15 protein-coding genes and 2 tRNA genes are annotated in these 16,604 nt (G+C 68.5%); 4 read left to right on the forward strand and 13 right to left on the reverse strand.

The window, feature by feature from the left end:
- Positions 1 to 321: 321 nt before the first annotated feature.
- The 13 genes from FHR04_RS03070 to FHR04_RS03130 all read right to left on the reverse strand — a co-directional run bounded on the left by FHR04_RS03070 (position 322) and on the right by FHR04_RS03130 (position 12,468).
- On the reverse strand, positions 322 to 966 hold the full coding sequence (locus FHR04_RS03070; RefSeq protein WP_139400728.1) for a phospholipase A2: 645 nt from the start codon (positions 964 to 966) through the stop codon (positions 322 to 324).
- A gap of 138 nt (positions 967 to 1,104) precedes the next feature.
- Complete coding sequence (gene ppk1, locus FHR04_RS03075) at positions 1,105 to 3,231, reverse strand: polyphosphate kinase 1 (protein WP_375782562.1); 2,127 nt, start codon at positions 3,229 to 3,231, stop codon at positions 1,105 to 1,107.
- Positions 3,232 to 3,444: 213 nt separating this feature from the next.
- Entirely contained in the window at positions 3,445 to 4,689 is a 1,245-nt protein-coding gene (gene fabF, locus FHR04_RS03080; RefSeq protein ID WP_139400730.1) for a beta-ketoacyl-ACP synthase II, read from the reverse strand.
- Positions 4,690 to 4,794: 105 nt separating this feature from the next.
- Positions 4,795 to 5,025, reverse strand: a complete 231-nt coding sequence (acpP, locus tag FHR04_RS03085; protein WP_039685445.1) for an acyl carrier protein — start codon at positions 5,023 to 5,025, stop codon at positions 4,795 to 4,797.
- A 132-nt stretch (positions 5,026 to 5,157) separates the two neighbouring features.
- Positions 5,158 to 5,910, reverse strand: coding sequence for a 3-oxoacyl-[acyl-carrier-protein] reductase (gene fabG / locus FHR04_RS03090; protein WP_139400732.1), 753 nt, complete (start codon positions 5,908 to 5,910; stop codon positions 5,158 to 5,160).
- Positions 5,907 to 6,365, reverse strand: coding sequence for a hypothetical protein (locus tag FHR04_RS03095; RefSeq protein WP_139400734.1), 459 nt, complete (start codon positions 6,363 to 6,365; stop codon positions 5,907 to 5,909). Before FHR04_RS03095 ends, fabG begins: the two co-directional genes overlap by 4 nt.
- Complete coding sequence (locus FHR04_RS03100; RefSeq protein WP_170213831.1) at positions 6,362 to 6,934, reverse strand: DinB family protein; 573 nt, start codon at positions 6,932 to 6,934, stop codon at positions 6,362 to 6,364. Before FHR04_RS03100 ends, FHR04_RS03095 begins: the two co-directional genes overlap by 4 nt.
- On the reverse strand, positions 6,931 to 7,845 hold the full coding sequence (fabD, locus tag FHR04_RS03105; protein ID WP_139400738.1) for an ACP S-malonyltransferase: 915 nt from the start codon (positions 7,843 to 7,845) through the stop codon (positions 6,931 to 6,933). Before fabD ends, FHR04_RS03100 begins: the two co-directional genes overlap by 4 nt.
- The gene (locus FHR04_RS03110) at positions 7,842 to 8,885 is read right to left on the reverse strand and encodes a beta-ketoacyl-ACP synthase III (protein WP_139400740.1); all 1,044 of its coding nucleotides are present in this window, start codon (positions 8,883 to 8,885) and stop codon (positions 7,842 to 7,844) included. Before FHR04_RS03110 ends, fabD begins: the two co-directional genes overlap by 4 nt.
- 358 nt (positions 8,886 to 9,243) lie before the next feature.
- Entirely contained in the window at positions 9,244 to 10,626 is a 1,383-nt protein-coding gene (gene tig, locus FHR04_RS03115; RefSeq protein ID WP_139400742.1) for a trigger factor, read from the reverse strand.
- A gap of 265 nt (positions 10,627 to 10,891) precedes the next feature.
- Positions 10,892 to 10,977, reverse strand: a tRNA-Leu gene (locus FHR04_RS03120).
- Between the two features lie 55 nt (positions 10,978 to 11,032).
- Positions 11,033 to 11,109 (reverse strand) — tRNA-His (locus tag FHR04_RS03125).
- 39 nt (positions 11,110 to 11,148) lie between these two features.
- Positions 11,149 to 12,468, reverse strand: coding sequence for a replication-associated recombination protein A (locus FHR04_RS03130; RefSeq protein WP_139400744.1), 1,320 nt, complete (start codon positions 12,466 to 12,468; stop codon positions 11,149 to 11,151).
- 63 nt (positions 12,469 to 12,531) lie between these two features.
- Between FHR04_RS03130 and FHR04_RS03135 the strand changes: the two genes are divergently transcribed.
- From FHR04_RS03135 to FHR04_RS03150, 4 genes are all read left to right on the forward strand, one after another.
- Positions 12,532 to 12,798: a hypothetical protein gene (locus FHR04_RS03135; protein ID WP_139400746.1), complete on the forward strand. Its 267-nt coding sequence runs from the start codon at positions 12,532 to 12,534 to the stop codon at positions 12,796 to 12,798.
- Positions 12,799 to 12,924: 126 nt separating this feature from the next.
- Positions 12,925 to 14,094, forward strand: a complete 1,170-nt coding sequence (locus FHR04_RS03140; RefSeq protein ID WP_249038944.1) for a DUF885 domain-containing protein — start codon at positions 12,925 to 12,927, stop codon at positions 14,092 to 14,094.
- 105 nt (positions 14,095 to 14,199) lie between these two features.
- The gene (locus FHR04_RS03145) at positions 14,200 to 16,164 is read left to right on the forward strand and encodes a serine/threonine-protein kinase (RefSeq protein ID WP_039685427.1); all 1,965 of its coding nucleotides are present in this window, start codon (positions 14,200 to 14,202) and stop codon (positions 16,162 to 16,164) included.
- Complete coding sequence (locus FHR04_RS03150; protein WP_249038945.1) at positions 16,161 to 16,589, forward strand: GNAT family N-acetyltransferase; 429 nt, start codon at positions 16,161 to 16,163, stop codon at positions 16,587 to 16,589. Before FHR04_RS03145 ends, FHR04_RS03150 begins: the two co-directional genes overlap by 4 nt.
- Positions 16,590 to 16,604: the final 15 nt, after the last annotated feature.

Here is a 16,604-nt window from a genome sequence, read left to right on the forward strand (position 1 = left end):
CTTTGAAATGAGCGGTAAGTTCGGTAGCCTGTGAGGCGGCGGGTTTTGGTGGCTTCACACCTCAAAACACCGCCATTTCTCGTTTCTGTCGAGGGACAGACCGGAAGGTGACCTTCCCGCCGTCTGGAACGACTAAAAAATGAAGTTGTCGGCTACTGAGTATCCGCACGACTGGGCCACGCTGCAAGACGGTGACCCGGCCGGGGAGGTGGCATGGCCCTTCGTGCCGCCCCAGGGCTGAGCCGACTCTTGGCCTGAGCCGAACGGCACTGCCACCTCTTTATGTTGAGGGGCAGTGCCGTTCGATCAGATGTTTAAAACTCAGAAGCTGTCGCTGCCGCCGACCCTGACCGCCTCGTAGTACGCGAAGGCGGCGCTGTAGCACGCCGGGCGCTTGTACCAGCTCTTGGCGGCGCAGATGGCCTTCATGTTGGTGTAAAACGCCTCGTCGGTGGTCTTGCGGTTGCTGTCGGTGCGCTGGTAGACCTTCAGGTTGCGGTAGCCGAAATCGTGGACATTGCAGGCGGGCCGGAAATCCTCGCGGTAGCCCAGGCCCAGGCCGCTGGGGGCACTGCAGCCGTCGCGGGTCCAGTCCAGCCCGGCATACGGACGGCCCGTGAAGGCGTAGGCCGCGTACTGGCTGTTGTAGTTGCCCACGCTGCCCCAGCCGGTGCGTTTGATATATGCCAGCCGGTCACCCGCCAGATCCAGTCCCGTGAGGGCCGGAACATGGGGCAGGCTCAGATCTGTGGGCCGCTCGCCGTAGGCTTCCTGCAGGGCTTCCAGGAGGGCCGGATCGTTGCCGTACCTCTCCAGAATCGCCTGACTGTCCGCGTCCTGCAATTCGGGGCGCTGGGCGTAGGCGTCGATTCCGGTGGCGGTGCTGGCGGTGGTCTGGAGCGTGGTCTGACCACAGGCCATCAGGGTCAGGGACAGCAGGGCGGCAGGCAGCAGCAGTGGGCGCATGGGAATCTCCTGGAGAGAGGGAGCGGGAACGGGGCAGACGCGGGCCGCCGCCCCTGGGCCACAATCAGATGTTGATGGGCCGCATGGTACCCACTGCGGTGGGGGTTCGGATGAGTCCGGTTCCCCTGCCGCCTGCCGTTACAGCGGGTGCCGCGCCGAGGCGAACATTCCCTGCGCGCTCTTATCCCCCGGCAGTTTCTCGTATTCGCCGTCCAGGCACAGTTCCCACGAGCCGCGCTGATCGGCCCATTCGGTGTTCAGGATGTCCAGAAACTGGTCGCGGTGGGCGTCGTCCAGTACCGGGGCAATCACCTCCACCCGGCGGTCGAGGTTGCGGCTCATCAGGTCGGCGCTGCCGAAGTAGACCTCCGCGTGCCCCGCGTGGCCGAAGGCGTACACGCGGGCGTGTTCCAGGTAGCGCCCCAGCAGGCTGCGCACCCGCACCGTCTCCGACAGGCCGGGCACGCCGGGGCGCAGGCAGCACACGCCCCGGATGATCAGGTCGATGCGGACCCCGGCGGCGGCGGCCCCGTACAGCGCCTCGATCATCGCCGGATCGGTCAGCGAGTTGACCTTGATGCGCGCCCAGGCGTCATGGCCCGCGCGGGCATACTCGGCCTCGCGCTCCAGCAGGGCTTCCAGACCGCTGCGGGCGGTGTCGGGGGCCACCAGCAGGTGGGTGTAGTCGGCCTCGGCGTACCCGGTCAGGTGGTTGAACAGTTCGGCCACGTCCATGCCGATTTCGGGGTCGGCGGTCAGCAGGCTCAGGTCGGTGTACAGCCGGGCGGTCTTGGGGTTGTAGTTGCCGGTGCCGATGTGCACGTAGCGGCGCAGGCCGCCTTCCTCGCGGCGCACCACCAGCGTGACCTTGGCGTGGGTCTTGAGGCCCGCCATGCCGTACACCACATGCGCCCCGGCGCGTTCCAGCTTTCTGGCCCAGGAGATGTTGCGCTGCTCGTCGAAACGCGCCTTGAGTTCAATTAAAGCCACCACCTGCTTGCCGTTCTCGGCGGCGGTTCGCAGGGCGGCCAGCAATCTTGGGTCATCCCCGGTGCGGTACAGCGTCTGCTTGATCGCCAGCACCTGCGGATCCCGGCTGGCCTCCTCGATAAAGTCCAGGATGTTGGCGAAGCCGTCGTAGGGGTGGTGCAGCAGCACGTCGCCCGCGCGCAACGTGTCGAAGATGCCGTCCTCCTCGTCGCCGTCCAGATCGGGCACGGCGGGGGCGTAGGCCGGGAACGACAGCTCGGGGCGCCCCACCGGCAGGCCCATCAGATCGGCGGTGCCCAGCGGGCCTTCCAGCAGGAAGATGTCCTCGGGGGCCAGCCGCAGCCGCTCTTGCAGGAAGGTGACCAGCCCAATCGGGGTCTCGCGCACCACCTCCAGCCGCACCGCAGCGCCGAAGCGGCGGCGGCGCAACCCGTCCTCGATGGTGGCGAGCAGATCCTCGGCCTCTTCCTCCTCGAACTCGTAATCGGTGTTGCGGGTCACGCGGAAAACGTGGGCGGCCAGCACCTCGCGGCCCTTGAACAGCTCGCCGATGTGGGCAGCGATCACGTCCTCGAGCATCAGCAGGGCGTCGCCGATCACCACCACGCGCGGCAGCACGCCCACCGGCACCTTGACCCGCGCGAAATCGGTGTCCTCGCTGCCCCCGCCGCGCAGCAGGATCGCCAGGTTCAGGCTCAGGTTGCTCAGGTACGGAAACGGGTGGCTGGGATCCACCACCAGCGGCGTCAGCACCGGCTGAATTTCCGCCAGATAGTGTTCGCGCAGGCTGGCGCGGGCGCGTTTGCCCAGATCGGCCACGCGCGTCAGCTTGACGCCCTCGTCCAGCAGCAGTTTCAGCACCTTGCGGGTGGTCTTCTCGATCTCGCGCAGCATGCCCTGCGTCCGCTCACGCACCAGCGCCAGCGTCTCGCGCGGGGCCAGACCGTCCAGTCCCGGCGTGTTCACCCCCGCCGCGATCTGGCGGTGGATGCCCGCCACGCGCACCATGAAGAACTCATCGAGGTTGCTGCCGCAGATGGCCGCGTACTTCAGCCGTTCCAGCGGCGGGTTGCGCACGTCGCGGGCCTCGGCCAGCACCCGCTCGTTGAAGGCCAGCCACGACAGCTCGCGGTTCAGGTAGCGACTTTCCGGGTTCGCCACCGTGCTGTGCGTGCGCGTCTCGCCCAGCCCTTCCGGCTCCGGTTTCTTGCGGCGGCGCCTGGCTTTGGCCGGCGGGGCTTCGGTCAGGACGGCGGACGGTTTGGCGCGGGACACAGAGAAAGCTCCTTTGGGTGGGGGGAGGGCTGGGCCTTGATCCGCCCCACAAAGGGAGGCCGGGTCAATCAGGCGGTGGTCAGGGCATTAAAGCACCGATCCGCGTGAGTGACCCGGCATTCAGCTTGATGGTTTATGGGGGGAAGGCCTGAAGGTCTCAAAGTCTGAATGCCGGTAGAACGAGGTGTTTGGCGTTCAGACCTTCAGACCCATCTACACCCGCTTGAACAGCAACGCCGCGTTCTGCCCGCCGAAGGCGAACGAGTTGCTCAGCACGTAGTCCACCTGCTGTTCGCGGGCGCCTTCGGGGATGTAGTCCAGATCCAGCGCGGGATCGGGATCGGTCAGGTTGATGGTGGGGGGCAGGATGCCGTCTCTGAGCGCCTGCGCCACGGCAATCGCCTCGATGGCCCCGGCCGCGCCCAGCAGGTGCCCGGTCATGGACTTGGTGGAGCTGACCGCCAGCTTCTTGGCATGATCGCCGAACACGTGCTTGATGCCCTGCGTCTCGTACAGGTCATTGAAGTGCGTGCTGGTGCCGTGCGCGTTGATGTAGCCCACCTGCTCGGGGTTGACCCCCGCCGTGTTTAGGGCCATGCGCATCGCCACCTGCGCGCCGCGCCCTTCCGGGGCGGGCATGGTGATGTGGTGCGCGTCGGCGCTGGTGCCGTAGCCGACGATCTCGGCGTAGATGGTGGCCCCGCGCGCCTTCGCTTTTTCATACTCTTCCAGAATTACGATGCCCGCGCCCTCACCCAGCACGAAGCCGTCGCGGGTGGCGCTGAAGGGACGGCTGGCGGTTTCGGGCGAGTCGTTGCGGGTGGACAGCGCCTTCATATTGGAAAAACCGCCCACGGCGATGCGGGTCACGGCGGCCTCGGTGCCGCCGGCGATCATCACGTCGGCCAGCCCCAGCTGAATGTAGCGCGCCGCGTCGCCAATCGAGCCGGTGCCGGTGGCGCAGGCGGTGACCACGGTGCTGCTCGGCCCGGTGGCGCCGAATTTCATGGCGACGTGCCCGGTCGCCATGTTGGCGATCATCATGGGAATGAACATCGGGCTGATGCGCCCCGGCCCGCGTTCGTGCAGCACCCCGGCCTGATCCTCGAAGGTCTTGACCCCGCCGATACCGCTGCCCACCACCGTGCCGACGCGCTCACCGCTCAATTCTTCGGCACTCAGGCCGCTGTCGCGCGCCGCCAGTTCCGCCGCCGTCAGCGCCAGTTGCACGTAGCGGTCCAACTTGCGGGCCTCACGCGGATCGATGAAGTCGTCGAAACTGCCCTTGACCTCGCCCGCGATCTTGCTGGCGGTATCGGAGGCGTCGAAATGCGTGATGGGGCCGATGCCGCTCTTGCCCGCGCGCTGCGCCTCGGCATAGTCCGCCGCCCCCCAGCCGATGGGCGTCACCGGCCCCAGCCCCGTGATCACCACCCGCTTCAGTCCTGAAACGCCCATATTTTCCCTCCTTTCCAGATCAGAAACGGGGCGACGGTATGACCCGCGCCCCGCCCTGACTCACTGCCCTGACTTCGCTTCACGCGTCGCCGGAGCAGGCGCGGTTTACTGCTTGCCCTCGATGTAATCGACGGCGGCCTGCACGGTGCGGATGGTCTCGGCGTCCTCATCGCTGATGGTCACGCCGAACTTGTCTTCCAGACCCATGATCAGCTCCACCGTTTCCAGGCTGTCGGCGCCCAGGTCTTCCACGAAGCGGGCCTCGGGGTTCACCTTGTCCGCGTCCACACCCAGCTTGTCCACAATCACATCTTTCACGTCATCAAAAGTCGCCATGGTTGTTCCTCCTGTCCTTGAAGTGTCCTGCTTGAAATCTGTGCCAGTCTACACGCGCAGGGTGTGAGAGGCCACGTTGTTGAACGGGGTGTAAACGGGAAGTGGCGGTGACCCCACCCTGCCCTCAGACGGTTAATGGGGATTCAGGCCGCCGTCCACCCCAATGGTCTGTCCGGTGATGTACCCGGCCCCCTCGGAGGCCAGGAAGGCCACCAGCGCGGCCACCTCCTCCGGCTGCCCGAAGCGGGCCAGGGGAATGCCCGCCAGATAGCCCTGCTGCACGTCCTCGGTCAGCGCGCCGGTCATGTCCGACTCGATGAAACCGGGGGCCACGGCGTTGACCGTGATGCCGCGCCCGCCGTACTCCTTGGCCAGCGCCTTGGTCAGTCCGATCAGCCCGGCCTTGCTGGCGACGTAGTTGGCCTGCCCCGGATTGCCGGTCAGGCCCACCACGCTGGCGATGTTGACGATGCGGCCAGAGCGGGCGCGCATCATGTGCTTGATGGCCGCCCGGCACGCGACAAACGCGCTGCTGAGGTTGGTCTGGATCACCGTGTCCCAGTCCTCGTCCTTCATGCGGATGGCGAGGCCGTCGCGGGTGATGCCGGCGTTGTTGACCAGCACGTCCAGCCGGCCCATGCCCGCGATCACGTCCTCGACGAGTTTTCCGGCGTTGGCGGGCGTGGTCAGGTCAGCGCCGAACACCTCGGCGCGGACGCCGTGGGCGCGGGCCTCGGCGGCCACCTTTTCGGCCTCGGCGGCGTTGCGGCCGTAATGAACGGCAAGATCAAAGCCGTCTGCGGCCAGTTTCAGGGCCATGGCGCGGCCCAGGCCCCGGCTGCTGCCGGTGACGAGGGCGACTTTGCGGGGTGGGGTGTCGGTCATGGGGTGTCCTTGGTGAGCGTGAACGGGTGGCGGTAGTCGGGCAGGAAGCATTGCCAGGTCCAGGCGGCAGGGGACGTATCGTCGCCGATGGCAAAGCAATTCAGCGGCAGGTCTGCGGCGCCTGACCGTTTCAGGATCAGGCTGGCGGTCTCCGGAACGGGGGTGGTCTGGGCCTGGAGATAGCGGTGGACGGCCCCGCCGATCACGCTGCCGGTCACGGTCAGGCTGTCTCCGTCCAGGAGACCGGTGCCCGCCACTGTGTAGGTCTCAGCCGTGTCGTACGTCGCGCTCAGCTCCAGCCGCAACGTCTGGTCAGAGGCCGTGGTGCCGCTCCAGGCCCCCCGCAGAATGCCCGGGTGGTCTGCGAAGGAGATGGGCGTGGGGGTCAACCCGACTTCCCGGTTGCAGGCCGTGGCCGCTGCAACGACGAGAAGGGCCAGCGCAAGTCTTTTCACGGTAAGGCATTGTCCCCGGTGCCCGTCGGCGATGCAACCGGGGTCAGCCGCGCCCGCACGCCGCCCTCGTGGTGACGGTTGTGCAGCAGCGTGAACAGCAGCATCTCGCGCACGGACAGCACGCCCAGCACCGGATGGGGCATGGCCCAGGCGTCCAGCTCGGCATCTGTCCAGCCTGTCAGTGCGTCGCTCACCCCGGTCAGCGAGGCCCGGTACCGTTCCACCAACTCTGTCTGGGTGCCTTCCGGCTGCGGCAGCCAGCGCCCGAACGCCCTGGCGCCAGAGGAGAGGGCGGCGCGGTACTCGGCCTCGATTTCGGCGGAACTTCTGCGGTGGTGTTCCGGCGGCAGCGGCTGAAGTCGGTCACGCGCCGCACCCAGCCCACCCGCCACCGGCCGATTGGAGCGGATCAGGTGATCGAGGTGATGCGCCGCGCCCCACTGCTCAGCCGTGCCAGTCCAGAATGTTCTGTCGTCCAGACCCGCAAAAGACCCGCCGATCTCGTCGGCCGCCCCGGCAAAGGCCGGGAGCAGCTCAGCGCGGGAAGAGGGCGCGGTCACGCCAGTCACAGCCCGAACGCCTCCACGTCGGCCGCCGTGCCCATCTGGATGGTCTTCGCACCCGGCACGATGCGCCCCACCAGCCCGCCCAATACTTTGCCGGGGCCGAACTCGATGAAGGTGTCCACGCCCATACCGGCCAGCGCCTTGATGGTTTCCACCCAGCGCACGGCGCCCGTGATCTGGCGTTCCAGCAGTTCCGGCACGCGCTGGGGATCGTCATTCAATTCAGCCGTGACGTTCGCCAGCACCGGAAAGGCAAACGGGCCGTAAGCCGCCGCCTGCAAATCAGGCGAGAGGCCCTCCGCTGCCGGGGCCATTAAAGCGCAGTGAAACGGGGCGCTGACCTTCAGAGGGATGGCTTTCAGGCCGCGCGCCTTCAGCGTGGCGCTGGCCGTCGCCACCGCGTCCGCCGTCCCGCTGATCACCGTCTGGGTGGGGGCGTTGAAGTTGGCGGGCTGCACGCCGTCCAGGCCGCCGCAGACCTCAGCCACCACCGCCGGATCGCCCATGATGGCGCTCATGGCCCCGTCGCCGGGGGCCACGGCCTGCTGCATCAGCGTGCCGCGCTGACGGGTCAGGCGCAGGGCGTCGGCCAGAGACAGCACGCCGGCGGCCACCAGGGCGCTGTATTCGCCCAAGCTGTGTCCAGCAGCCACCATCGGCGTCAGGCTGGTCTTGTCCTGCCACGCGCGGTAGGCGGCCACACTCGCCGCCACCAGGGCCGGCTGCTGGTTGGCGGTCAGGGTCAGGTCTTCCAGTGGGCCGGTTTCAATCAGGGCGCGCAGGCCCGGCAGCGTTTGCTCGGCCTCGGCGTACACACTTTCGGCCACGGGAAAGGCGGCGGCCAGATCGGCGCCCATGCCCACCGCGTGCGAACCCTGGCCGGGAAACAGGGCGGCTATTTTCGGGCTGCTCATGCGCCCACCTCGGTCAGCGCGGCGGCTTTCGCCTGCAGGCTGGGCGCGCCGCCCCACCATTTCATCGTTCCGGCCACCCAGCTCAGGCCGCCGCCGAAGGCGATCAGCAGCAGTTGCTGGCCGTCACCTATGCGCCCGTCGTCCACCGCCTCACGCAGGGCCAGCGGCACCGTGGCGCTGGAGGTGTTGCCGTAGCGGTCCAGATTGACCACCGTCTTGCTCATGGGAATGCCGAAGCGCTCCACGGCCGCCTCGATGATCCGCACGTTGGCCTGATGCGGAATCACCCAGTCCACGTCCGCGCTGGTCAGCCCGCTCTTTTGCAGCACCTTCTGGCCGCTGTCGCCCAGCACGCGCACCGCGAATTTGAAGACCTCGCGCCCGTTCATGCCGACGCTCTCGCCCATCTCGAAGCCGCCGGGCAGTCTGGGGGCCACGCAGCGCAGGTACAGGCTGGGTCCCCCCGCGCCGTCCGCGCCCATGATGAACTCCTGAAAGCCCAGCCCCCCCGGCACCGGCCCCACCACCGCCGCGCCCGCGCCGTCGCCGAACAGAATGGCTGTGCCCCGGTCCTGCTGGTCCACGATCTTGCTCAGGACCTCGGCCCCCACCACCAGCACGCGCCGCGCCGTTCCGGACTGAATCAGGCCCGAGGCCACGCTCAGGGCGTACACGAAACCGCTGCAGGCGGTGGACAGGTCAAAGGCCGCCGCGCCTGCCAGCCCCACCTGCATGGCGATCAGCGCGGCTGTTGACGGCATCAGCGCGTCCGGGCTGACCGTGGCGCAGATCACGGCGTCGACTTCCTTCAGGGCGTCCGGATCCCGCGAGAGCATGTCGCGCACCGCGCCCACGCCCATGTCCGAGGTGTACTCGTCGGGGGCCGCGAAGTGCCGCTGACGGATGCCGGTGCGCGACTCGATCCACTCGGCGTTGGTGTCCATGTACGCCTCGAAATCCGCGTTGGTCACGATGCGTTCGGGGGCGTGGCTGCCCAGGGCGGTGATGCCGATGCTGGGGCGGGGGGGGAAGGCACTCATGGTCGCAACGGTAGCATTCTTTGAACAGGCGTTCAATGAATTGGGTTCAGTGTTTAAGGACGGGGGTCTCGGGGCCGGGCCGGCGTGAGACCCGGTCAAAACGCAGGCTGAAGCTGGGGACCTACCTGATCTGGCCTGCGCTGAAGGAGGCCACATTCGGGAAGGCAATCCTGAGCTGATCCGTCTTGCGATGTCCTCGCTGTTTGCCTCTCCTTCCAGCCGGATGAAAGTGAACACCGTGCGGATACGCCAGGTCAGCATCAGCTGAGCCACCGTCCGCCAGAAGGTCAGCACTGTACACCGTTAAACCACAAAGAGGCGCGCCCCGCAGGACGCGCCCCTCTTGAATCGGCTGTTCTTACTCGCTCTTTTGCTCGCCTTCGCCCTCATTCCCGTCTTGCTCGGTCTGGGGCTGTTCGGCTTCTAGGGGGGTTTCTTCCTCGCCCTGCGCCGCTTCCGGAGCCGCCGTCTCCTGCTCCTGCTGCCCTTCCTGCTCGGTCTGCGCGGGCTTGCTCAGCTGGGCCATGGCCTGCTGGAGGCCCTTTTCGCGCAGCAGGCTGGCGTAGTAGGTGTTGATGCCGTCCGGCCCCAACTGCTTGCTCAGTTCCTGGGGATTCATGCCGTTGGCCTGGGCCAGGGCGTTCATGGTCTGGTTGAACTCGGCGTCGCTGACCTGCACCTTCAGGTCCTCGGCCAGTTTTTCCAGCGCCAGATCACGCTTGACGCGGCTCTCGGCGTTCTTGGACAGGTCGGCCATGAACTCGTCGAGCTTGCCCTGCTCCTGCATGAAGCTCTCGTACTCGCCCCACTTGACGCCCTGGCGGCCCAGGTCGTCCTTGATTTCCTCCAGCATGGCGTCGCGGCGGCGGTCCAGCAGCGCGGCGGGAATCTCGGCTTCCATGTTGTCGGTCAGGTGGGCCACGAACTCCTCGCGGCGGGCGGTTTCGCCCTCCTGCGCGGCGCGGCGCTCCAGCTCGGCCTTCAGGTCCGTGCGCAGGCGCTCCAGGCTGTCGAAGTTCAGGCTCTTGGCGAAGTCGTCGTCCAGCGCCTGGGTCTTCTTGACCTTCACGTCCTTGATGACCACCGTGACGCTGTGCTCGGGGTGCTCGTGGTCGCCGTGCTGATGCGCGGGCACGGTAATTTCCACGGTGTCGCCCTTGTTCTTGCCCAGCAGCGCGTCGCGCACGTGCTCCTCGGCGACGTCCAGGTAGATGGGGTAGGTGCCGCCGTCCTCGCCCTGTTCCTCCACGGTCACCTGATCGCTGGCCTCGATGGCGCGGTCGGCTTCCTCGAAGGTGGCGTTGCGCTCCTGCAGGTCACCCAGGGTGCGTTCCATCACGTCGTCGGTGATCTCGGGCGACTCGGCGCTCAGGCTCAGGCCGCTCCAGTCGGCCAGTTTGACCTCGGGGTAGGTCTCGCCCGTAACCGTGAACTCGAAGGCCTGACCGCTGACCACCGGCTGGGGGTCGATGTTGGCGTCCACCAGGCTCAGCTTCAGCTCCTGGGCGGCCTTGCTGTAGTGCGACTGAAGCAGGCGGTCGCGCACTTCCTGTTCCACGTAGCCCTTGCCCACGCGGCCCTCGATGACCTTGCGGGGGGCCTTGCCGGGGCGGAAGCCGGGGACGCGCACGTCGCGCGCCAGTCCGGCCCACACCTGGTCGTAGGCGCGGTTCACTTCGGAGGCGGGAACGGAAACCTTGAACTCCACCTTGTTGCCCTGTCTGCTGATCAGTTCTGCCACGTCATTTCTCCCGTTCGCTGTCCCGCAGGGCGAGGGTCCATTCAGGACCGCTGCCCGGGGCGCATTCCAGCTTTGATTTTTGCCGTGTCGGTTGCGCGGCCCGAAGTCACAGAACCGGCGCGCACGCGACATGCCGCCCGGCATCATAGTGCGTTTTGACCCTGGCCGTACACCCATGGCGGTTGCCTCTTCGCTCATCTACCCGCCAGCACGGCGGCGCGGCGGCCCTCCTGTGTATGAAGGGCCGCCGCGTGCGCCGTACAGCTGGTGCGAGGAAAGGGACTTGAACCCTCACATCCTATGGATACTAGATCCTAAGTCTAGTGCGTCTACCAGTTCCGCCATCCCCGCGAGCCTTGAGCTAAAAATCCGGCGCTGAGCCGCGAAGGTCAGCGCCGAAAAAAAGTGGGGTGGATTAGGGGACTTGAACCCCCGGCCTCCGCTTCCACAGAGCGGCGCTCTAACCAACTGAGCTAAACCCACCGTTCGACCTGATTGCGACCGCTCACAGGCCCACACATCCTAAGCGTCCCCAGCCGGGGTGTCAATGTCCCCCGCGCCCCCGGCGCCTGCGTCCTCGCCGTGTGCCTGCTGCAGCTTGCGCCAGCGCGCCTCCACCCGCGCTTCCCAGCCCTCGCCGGTGGGCTGGTACAGCCCCAGCTGCACCCCTTCGGGCAGGTAGTCCTGCGCGAAGGAGCCTTCAGGATCGTCGAAGTAGTACGCGTAGCCCCGGCCGTAGCCCTGCTGGCGCATCAGGGCGGTGGGCGCGTTGCGCAGGTGCAGCGGTACGGGCAGCGTCTCGCCGTCCCGCACCGTGTCCAGCGCCCGTTTCCAGGCGGTATAGACGCTGTTGCTTTTGGGGGCCAGCGCCAGATACACCACCGCCTGCGCCAGCGCCAGATCGCCCTCCGGGCTGCCCAGGAACTCGGCGGTGTCGCGGGCGGCAATGCACAGGCGCAGCGCCTGCGGATCGGCCAGCCCGATGTCCTCGGCGGCCATGCGGACGATCCGGCGGGCCACGTACAGTCCGTCCGCGCCGCCTTCGAGCATGCGGGCCAGCCAGTACAGCGCGCCGTCCACGTGGCTGCCGCGCACAGACTTGTGCAGCGCGGAGATCAGGTTGTAGAAATCCTCGCCGTTCTTGTCCATCTGCGGCAGGTGGCGGCCAAACGCCTCGGTGACGGCTTCGGGCGTGATGGGATGGGCGAGGGTGCTGGCGACTTCCAGCGTGCTCAGGGCGCGGCGGGCGTCGCCGTCGGCCAGCCGCGCCAGCAAGTCCAGCGCCTCCGGCTGCGCCTCCACGTTCGGCAACCCGCGCGGGTCACTCAGGGCGCGCTCCAGCAGCCCGCGCACCTCGGCCTGACTCAGGGCCTCCAGCACCAGCGTCCGCGCCCGCGAGCGCAGGGCCGGATTGACCTCGAAGCTGGGGTTCTCGGTGGTGGCCCCGATCAGCGTGAGCAGCCCGGATTCCACATGTGGCAGCAGCGCGTCCTGCTGGGCCTTGTTGAAGCGGTGAATCTCGTCCAGGAACAGGATGGTTTTCTGGCCGCGTCCCCGCAGGCGTTCGGCCTCGGCGGTGGCCTCGCGCACGTCCTTGACCCCGGCAGACACGGCGGACAGCGGGATGAAATGCGCGCCCACCTCGCCGGCCAGCAGCCGTGCCAGCGTCGTCTTGCCCACGCCCGGCGGCCCCCACAGGATCAGCGACCCCAGGCGGCCCGACGCCAGCACGCGCGACAGCGGCTTGTTCGGCCCCAGCAGGTGCGTCTGGCCCACCACCTCGGCGACGGTGCGCGGGCGCAGGCGTTCGGCCAGCGGGGCGGGGGGGTCAAACAGGGTCATGGGGGCAGGATAGGGGGTGGAGCGCGCGGCGTTGTGGCCGGAGCCGCGATTTATGCTGCGTGCATGGACTTTGCCAGACAGGTTGAACTCGCCCACTTTCCCGCCGGGGTGATGGTCACAGTGCGCCAGACCCCCGAAGGCCGCATCTTCCAGGCCGTGCAAGCCGGGCGCGGGTTGGAGCTGCTGGTCACCACCGACGCCGTGCGGATGTACGGCGAGGGGCCGACGGTGGCGCTGGCGCTGGAACGGCTGAAAAAGGTCTCAGAGGCCGGGTTGCCGGAAGTGGGCGAGGACGGTACGTATCAGCGGGCGGTGTTCGTGGGGGACTGATCTGGGCGCAGAGCTGGAAAACGAGCGCCCTCTCGGGGGGTGAACGAAACAGACGGCAGGCCGGATCAGGCGTGCCGGGCAGGCTGAAAAGGATCAGGGGCGATCTGACCCTCTATGCTGCCCCCCATGGACATCGCAGAGCGCTACATCCGCCTGGCCCACGCCATCGACGTGCATTCGGAAGGGTTCGTGGACGGCTACGGCGGCCCACGGGAATGGGCCGACCGCACCCGGCGCAACCCGGATGAGTTGCAGCTGGAAGCAAGCGAACTGCTGGCCGATGTGCAACAGGTTTCCGACGCCACCCGCCGCGAGTTTCTGCGGGTGCAGGTGTCGGCCATGCACACCATGACCCGCATCGTGGGCGGCGAGACCATCCCCTACGAGCAGGAGGTGCGCGCCCTGTACGACATCGATCCGCCCCGCGCCGAGATGGGCGAGTTGGACACTGCGCTGGACGCGCTGGAAATGGCGGTGCCGGGAGGCGGTCCACTCTCTGAACGCATCGAGACGTTGCGGCAGAAAGTCATTGTGCCCCGAGAAGACCTGCTGCGCGTGGCCGGGCCGATTCTGGCCGAACTGCGGCGGCGCACGCAGGAGCGCTTCGGCCTGCCCGAGGGCGAGGATTTCAGCATCTCGCTGGTGGCCGACAAGCCGTGGGGCGGCTACAACTGGCCGCTGGGCGATCTGAAAAGCCGAATTGACATCAACACCGATCTGCCGGTGCCGCTGACCGGCCTGCCCGACCTGCTGGCGCACGAGGGCTACCCCGGCCACCACACCGAACACGCCACGAAAGAGGCGCTGCTGGTGCGCGAGAAGGGCTGGCTGGAACACAGCGTGCAGCTGATGAACGCCCCCGAATGCGCCGTCAGCGAGGGGATTGCCACCAACGCGCTGGACGCCGTGATGGACGGGTCAGAGGTGCGCGAATGGCTGGGCGGCGAGCTGGCCGCGCTGGCCGGGCTGGACGGGGCGGACGTGCGCGCCTTTCTGGACGTGGTGGAAGCACAGAAGGGTCTGAAGGGCACCAGCGGTGCGGCGGCCCTGATGCTGCACGCCGAGGGGCGCCCCGAAGCCGAGGTGCTGGCCTTCCTGCGCCGCTACGCGCTGGCCACCCCGGAGCGCGCCCGCCAGACCCTGCGCTTTATCGGGCAGCCGCAGTTCCGGGCGTACATTTTTACCTACGCTGTCGGCAGCGATCTGGTGCAGGACTGGATGAAGAGGCACGGCCCAGATGGTTTTGGCCGCCTGCTGCGCGAGCCGCTGACGCCGGGGCAGCTGGCCGCTGGCTGAGGGCCGGGCGCCCACCGCGCCCAGACCACCGCGCCCAGGCCACCGCGCCCAGGCCACCGCGAGGCTCCGGCGGCCCGCGCTTTCCAGGCGGTAGACTCCGGACCTATGCCGGTAGAGGTGGGCACGCGCCTGGCAGGTCGGTATGACCTGCGTTCCCCGCTGGGCGAGGGCGGCAGCGCGCTGGTGTTCCGCGCCCACGACTCGCTGCTGGACCGCGACGTGGCCGTCAAGGTGATGCACTCGCACGTGCCGGACTCGGACAAACAGCGCTTTCTGCGCGAGGTCCGCACGCTGGCCCGGCTGACGCATCCGGGCATCGTGCCGGTGCTGGACCTGGGCGTGGACCCTGGCGACGGACGGCCCTTTTTCACCATGCCGCTGATGACCGGGGGGCCGATTACCGTGCTGGGGCCGCTGGAGGACGCGCCCATCTCGCTGGCGCGCTTCGTCACGGCGGCGGGGTTTGCCTCACGGGCGCTGCACTTTATCCACTCGCGCGGGATCGTCCACCGCGACCTGACGCCCGGCAACGTGCTGCTGGACGAGGCGTGGCTGCCGCGCATCATGGATTTCGGGCTGGTGGCGCTGTCGGACCACACCCGCCAGCTGACCCGCAGCGGCCTGACGCTGGGCACGCCCGCGTACATGGCCCCGGAGCAGGCCAAGGGCATCGGCGTCGGGCCGCTGAGCGACCTGTACGCGCTGGGGGCGGTGCTGTACCGGGTGGCCTGCGGCAGCCCGCCCTTCGTGGGCGACAGCGATCAGAGCGTGCTGTTCCAGCATGTCTACGAGAAACTCACCGATCCGCGCGACCTGAACCCGGCCATTCCCGACGCGGTGGCGCGGGTGCTGCTCTCTCTGCTGTCCAAGAAGCCCGAGGACCGCCCCGAATCCGGCGCGGCGCTGGCCCACCTGTGGGCGTTGGCGCGGCGCGACATCTGGACCGGCCACGCGCGCGGGCAGTACCGCGGCGGCCGCACCCGCACCGGCGAGCATCCCGACGGCCCGGCCCGCGTCTCGGACCTGGGGGAGGTCTGGAGCGTGCCGCTGCCCGGCGAGGTCACCTGGCCCGCCGCCGTGGTGGGCGAGGGCGACCTGGTGGCGGTGGGCACGCGCGGCGGCCAGCTGGTGCTGACGCACGCCTCCGGACGGCCTTTCGCCACCTACGCGGCCCGCGACGAGGTGACGGCCCCGGCGGCCTTTCAGGGCGGACACATCTTCTTCGGCGCGTGGGACGGCACCCTGCGCCGGGTGGAACTGCAGGGCGGCGCGGAGGTCTGGCGGCATCAGGCCCGCGCCGAGCTGACCGGCGCCCCGACGCTGTGGGCCGGGCGGGTGCTGGCGTCCAGCCGCGACGGCCACCTGCACGCCCTGAGCGCCCGCACCGGGGAACTGGCCTGGGCCTACCGCACCGACGGCCCGGTGGCGGCCAGTCCGCTGGTGTGGGCCGGGGCGGCGCTGGTCTGCGACGAGAACGGCTGGCTGCACGCGCTGGACGCCCGCAGCGGCAGCCCGCTGTGGAAGGTGGAGGTCGGCACGGTTCACGGCACCCCCGCGCTGCTGCCGGGCACCTCCGGCGAGGCGACGCTGGTGGTGGCGACCTGGGAGGGCGAGGTCCACGCGCTGGCCCTGAGCGCCGCGTCGGGCCGGGTGACGCTGGCCGAGGAGGACGCCAACCTGTGGACCTACGATCTGGAGGACGAGGTCTGGGCCTCGCCCGCCGTGACCATGACCGGTACGGGCAATGCTGGACTGGCGATTCTGGCCGGCTGGGACGGCACCGTGCGTGCCCTGCGCCTGCACGACGGCGAGGACGTCTGGGCGCACCGCATGTCGGGCCGCGTCACCGCCAGCCCGGTGATCAGCGCGGGTCTGGTGTTTCTGGCCTCCGAAAGCGGGCAACTGTGCGCGCTGGACGTGCGCGACGGCACCGTGCGCTGGACCCGGCAGGAGACGACGGGCGTGCAGGCCACCCCGCTGGCGGCGGGCGGCGCGCTGTACGTGGCCTTCATGGACGGCACCCTGCGCGCCTACCGCCAGCACCACCCGGAAGCGCTGGTGGAAGGTTGATTCGCCCGGTCACCCCGGCCGACGCGTCCGTGATTGCCCTGCACCGTTTCCCGGCAGCGGGGGATGCGGCCGAGCGCCCGGTGTACGCCGACTGGGTGGCGGGGGCCATGCAGCGCGGCCTTTACCTGGGATTCCTCGCGCTGGACGGCCAGCAGGTGGTCTCTGGTGCGGGCCTGAGCCTGCTGGAATGGGGACCGACGCGCGGCGATCCGCAGCCGTGGCGGGGCCGAATCGTGAACGTCTGGACCCAGCCGGACCATCGCAGGCACGGGCTGGCGCGTGAACTGGTGCGGCGCTGCCTGGCCGCTGCCCACGAGCGGGGCGTCACCCGCCTGGGCCTGGGCACCACGGCTGAGGCCCGTGGCCTCTACGAGCGCCTGGGCTTCACCGCTGGCGCCACCGAAATGACGCTCACCCTTCGCTAGCCGTCCAGATCAGAC

This window comes from Deinococcus radiopugnans ATCC 19172, assembly GCF_006335125.1.
GTDB lineage: Bacteria > Deinococcota > Deinococci > Deinococcales > Deinococcaceae > Deinococcus > Deinococcus radiopugnans.

What these genes read in the sequence shown, in the direction of transcription:
- acpP (WP_039685445.1), bottom strand. Translation starts at nt 5,025, where the DNA reads ATGGCGACTTTTGATGACGTGAAAGATGTGATTGTGGACAAGCTGGGT.
- FHR04_RS03140 (WP_249038944.1), top strand. Translation starts at nt 12,925, where the DNA reads ATGGACATCGCAGAGCGCTACATCCGCCTGGCCCACGCCATCGACGTG.
- fabD (WP_139400738.1), bottom strand. Translation starts at nt 7,845, where the DNA reads ATGAGCAGCCCGAAAATAGCCGCCCTGTTTCCCGGCCAGGGTTCGCAC.
- FHR04_RS03145 (WP_039685427.1), top strand. Translation starts at nt 14,200, where the DNA reads ATGCCGGTAGAGGTGGGCACGCGCCTGGCAGGTCGGTATGACCTGCGT.
- fabG (WP_139400732.1), bottom strand. Translation starts at nt 5,910, where the DNA reads ATGACCGACACCCCACCCCGCAAAGTCGCCCTCGTCACCGGCAGCAGC.
- fabF (WP_139400730.1), bottom strand. Translation starts at nt 4,689, where the DNA reads ATGGGCGTTTCAGGACTGAAGCGGGTGGTGATCACGGGGCTGGGGCCG.
- FHR04_RS03130 (WP_139400744.1), bottom strand. Translation starts at nt 12,468, where the DNA reads ATGACCCTGTTTGACCCCCCCGCCCCGCTGGCCGAACGCCTGCGCCCG.
- FHR04_RS03135 (WP_139400746.1), top strand. Translation starts at nt 12,532, where the DNA reads ATGGACTTTGCCAGACAGGTTGAACTCGCCCACTTTCCCGCCGGGGTG.
- FHR04_RS03110 (WP_139400740.1), bottom strand. Translation starts at nt 8,885, where the DNA reads ATGAGTGCCTTCCCCCCCCGCCCCAGCATCGGCATCACCGCCCTGGGC.
- FHR04_RS03070 (WP_139400728.1), bottom strand. Translation starts at nt 966, where the DNA reads ATGCGCCCACTGCTGCTGCCTGCCGCCCTGCTGTCCCTGACCCTGATG.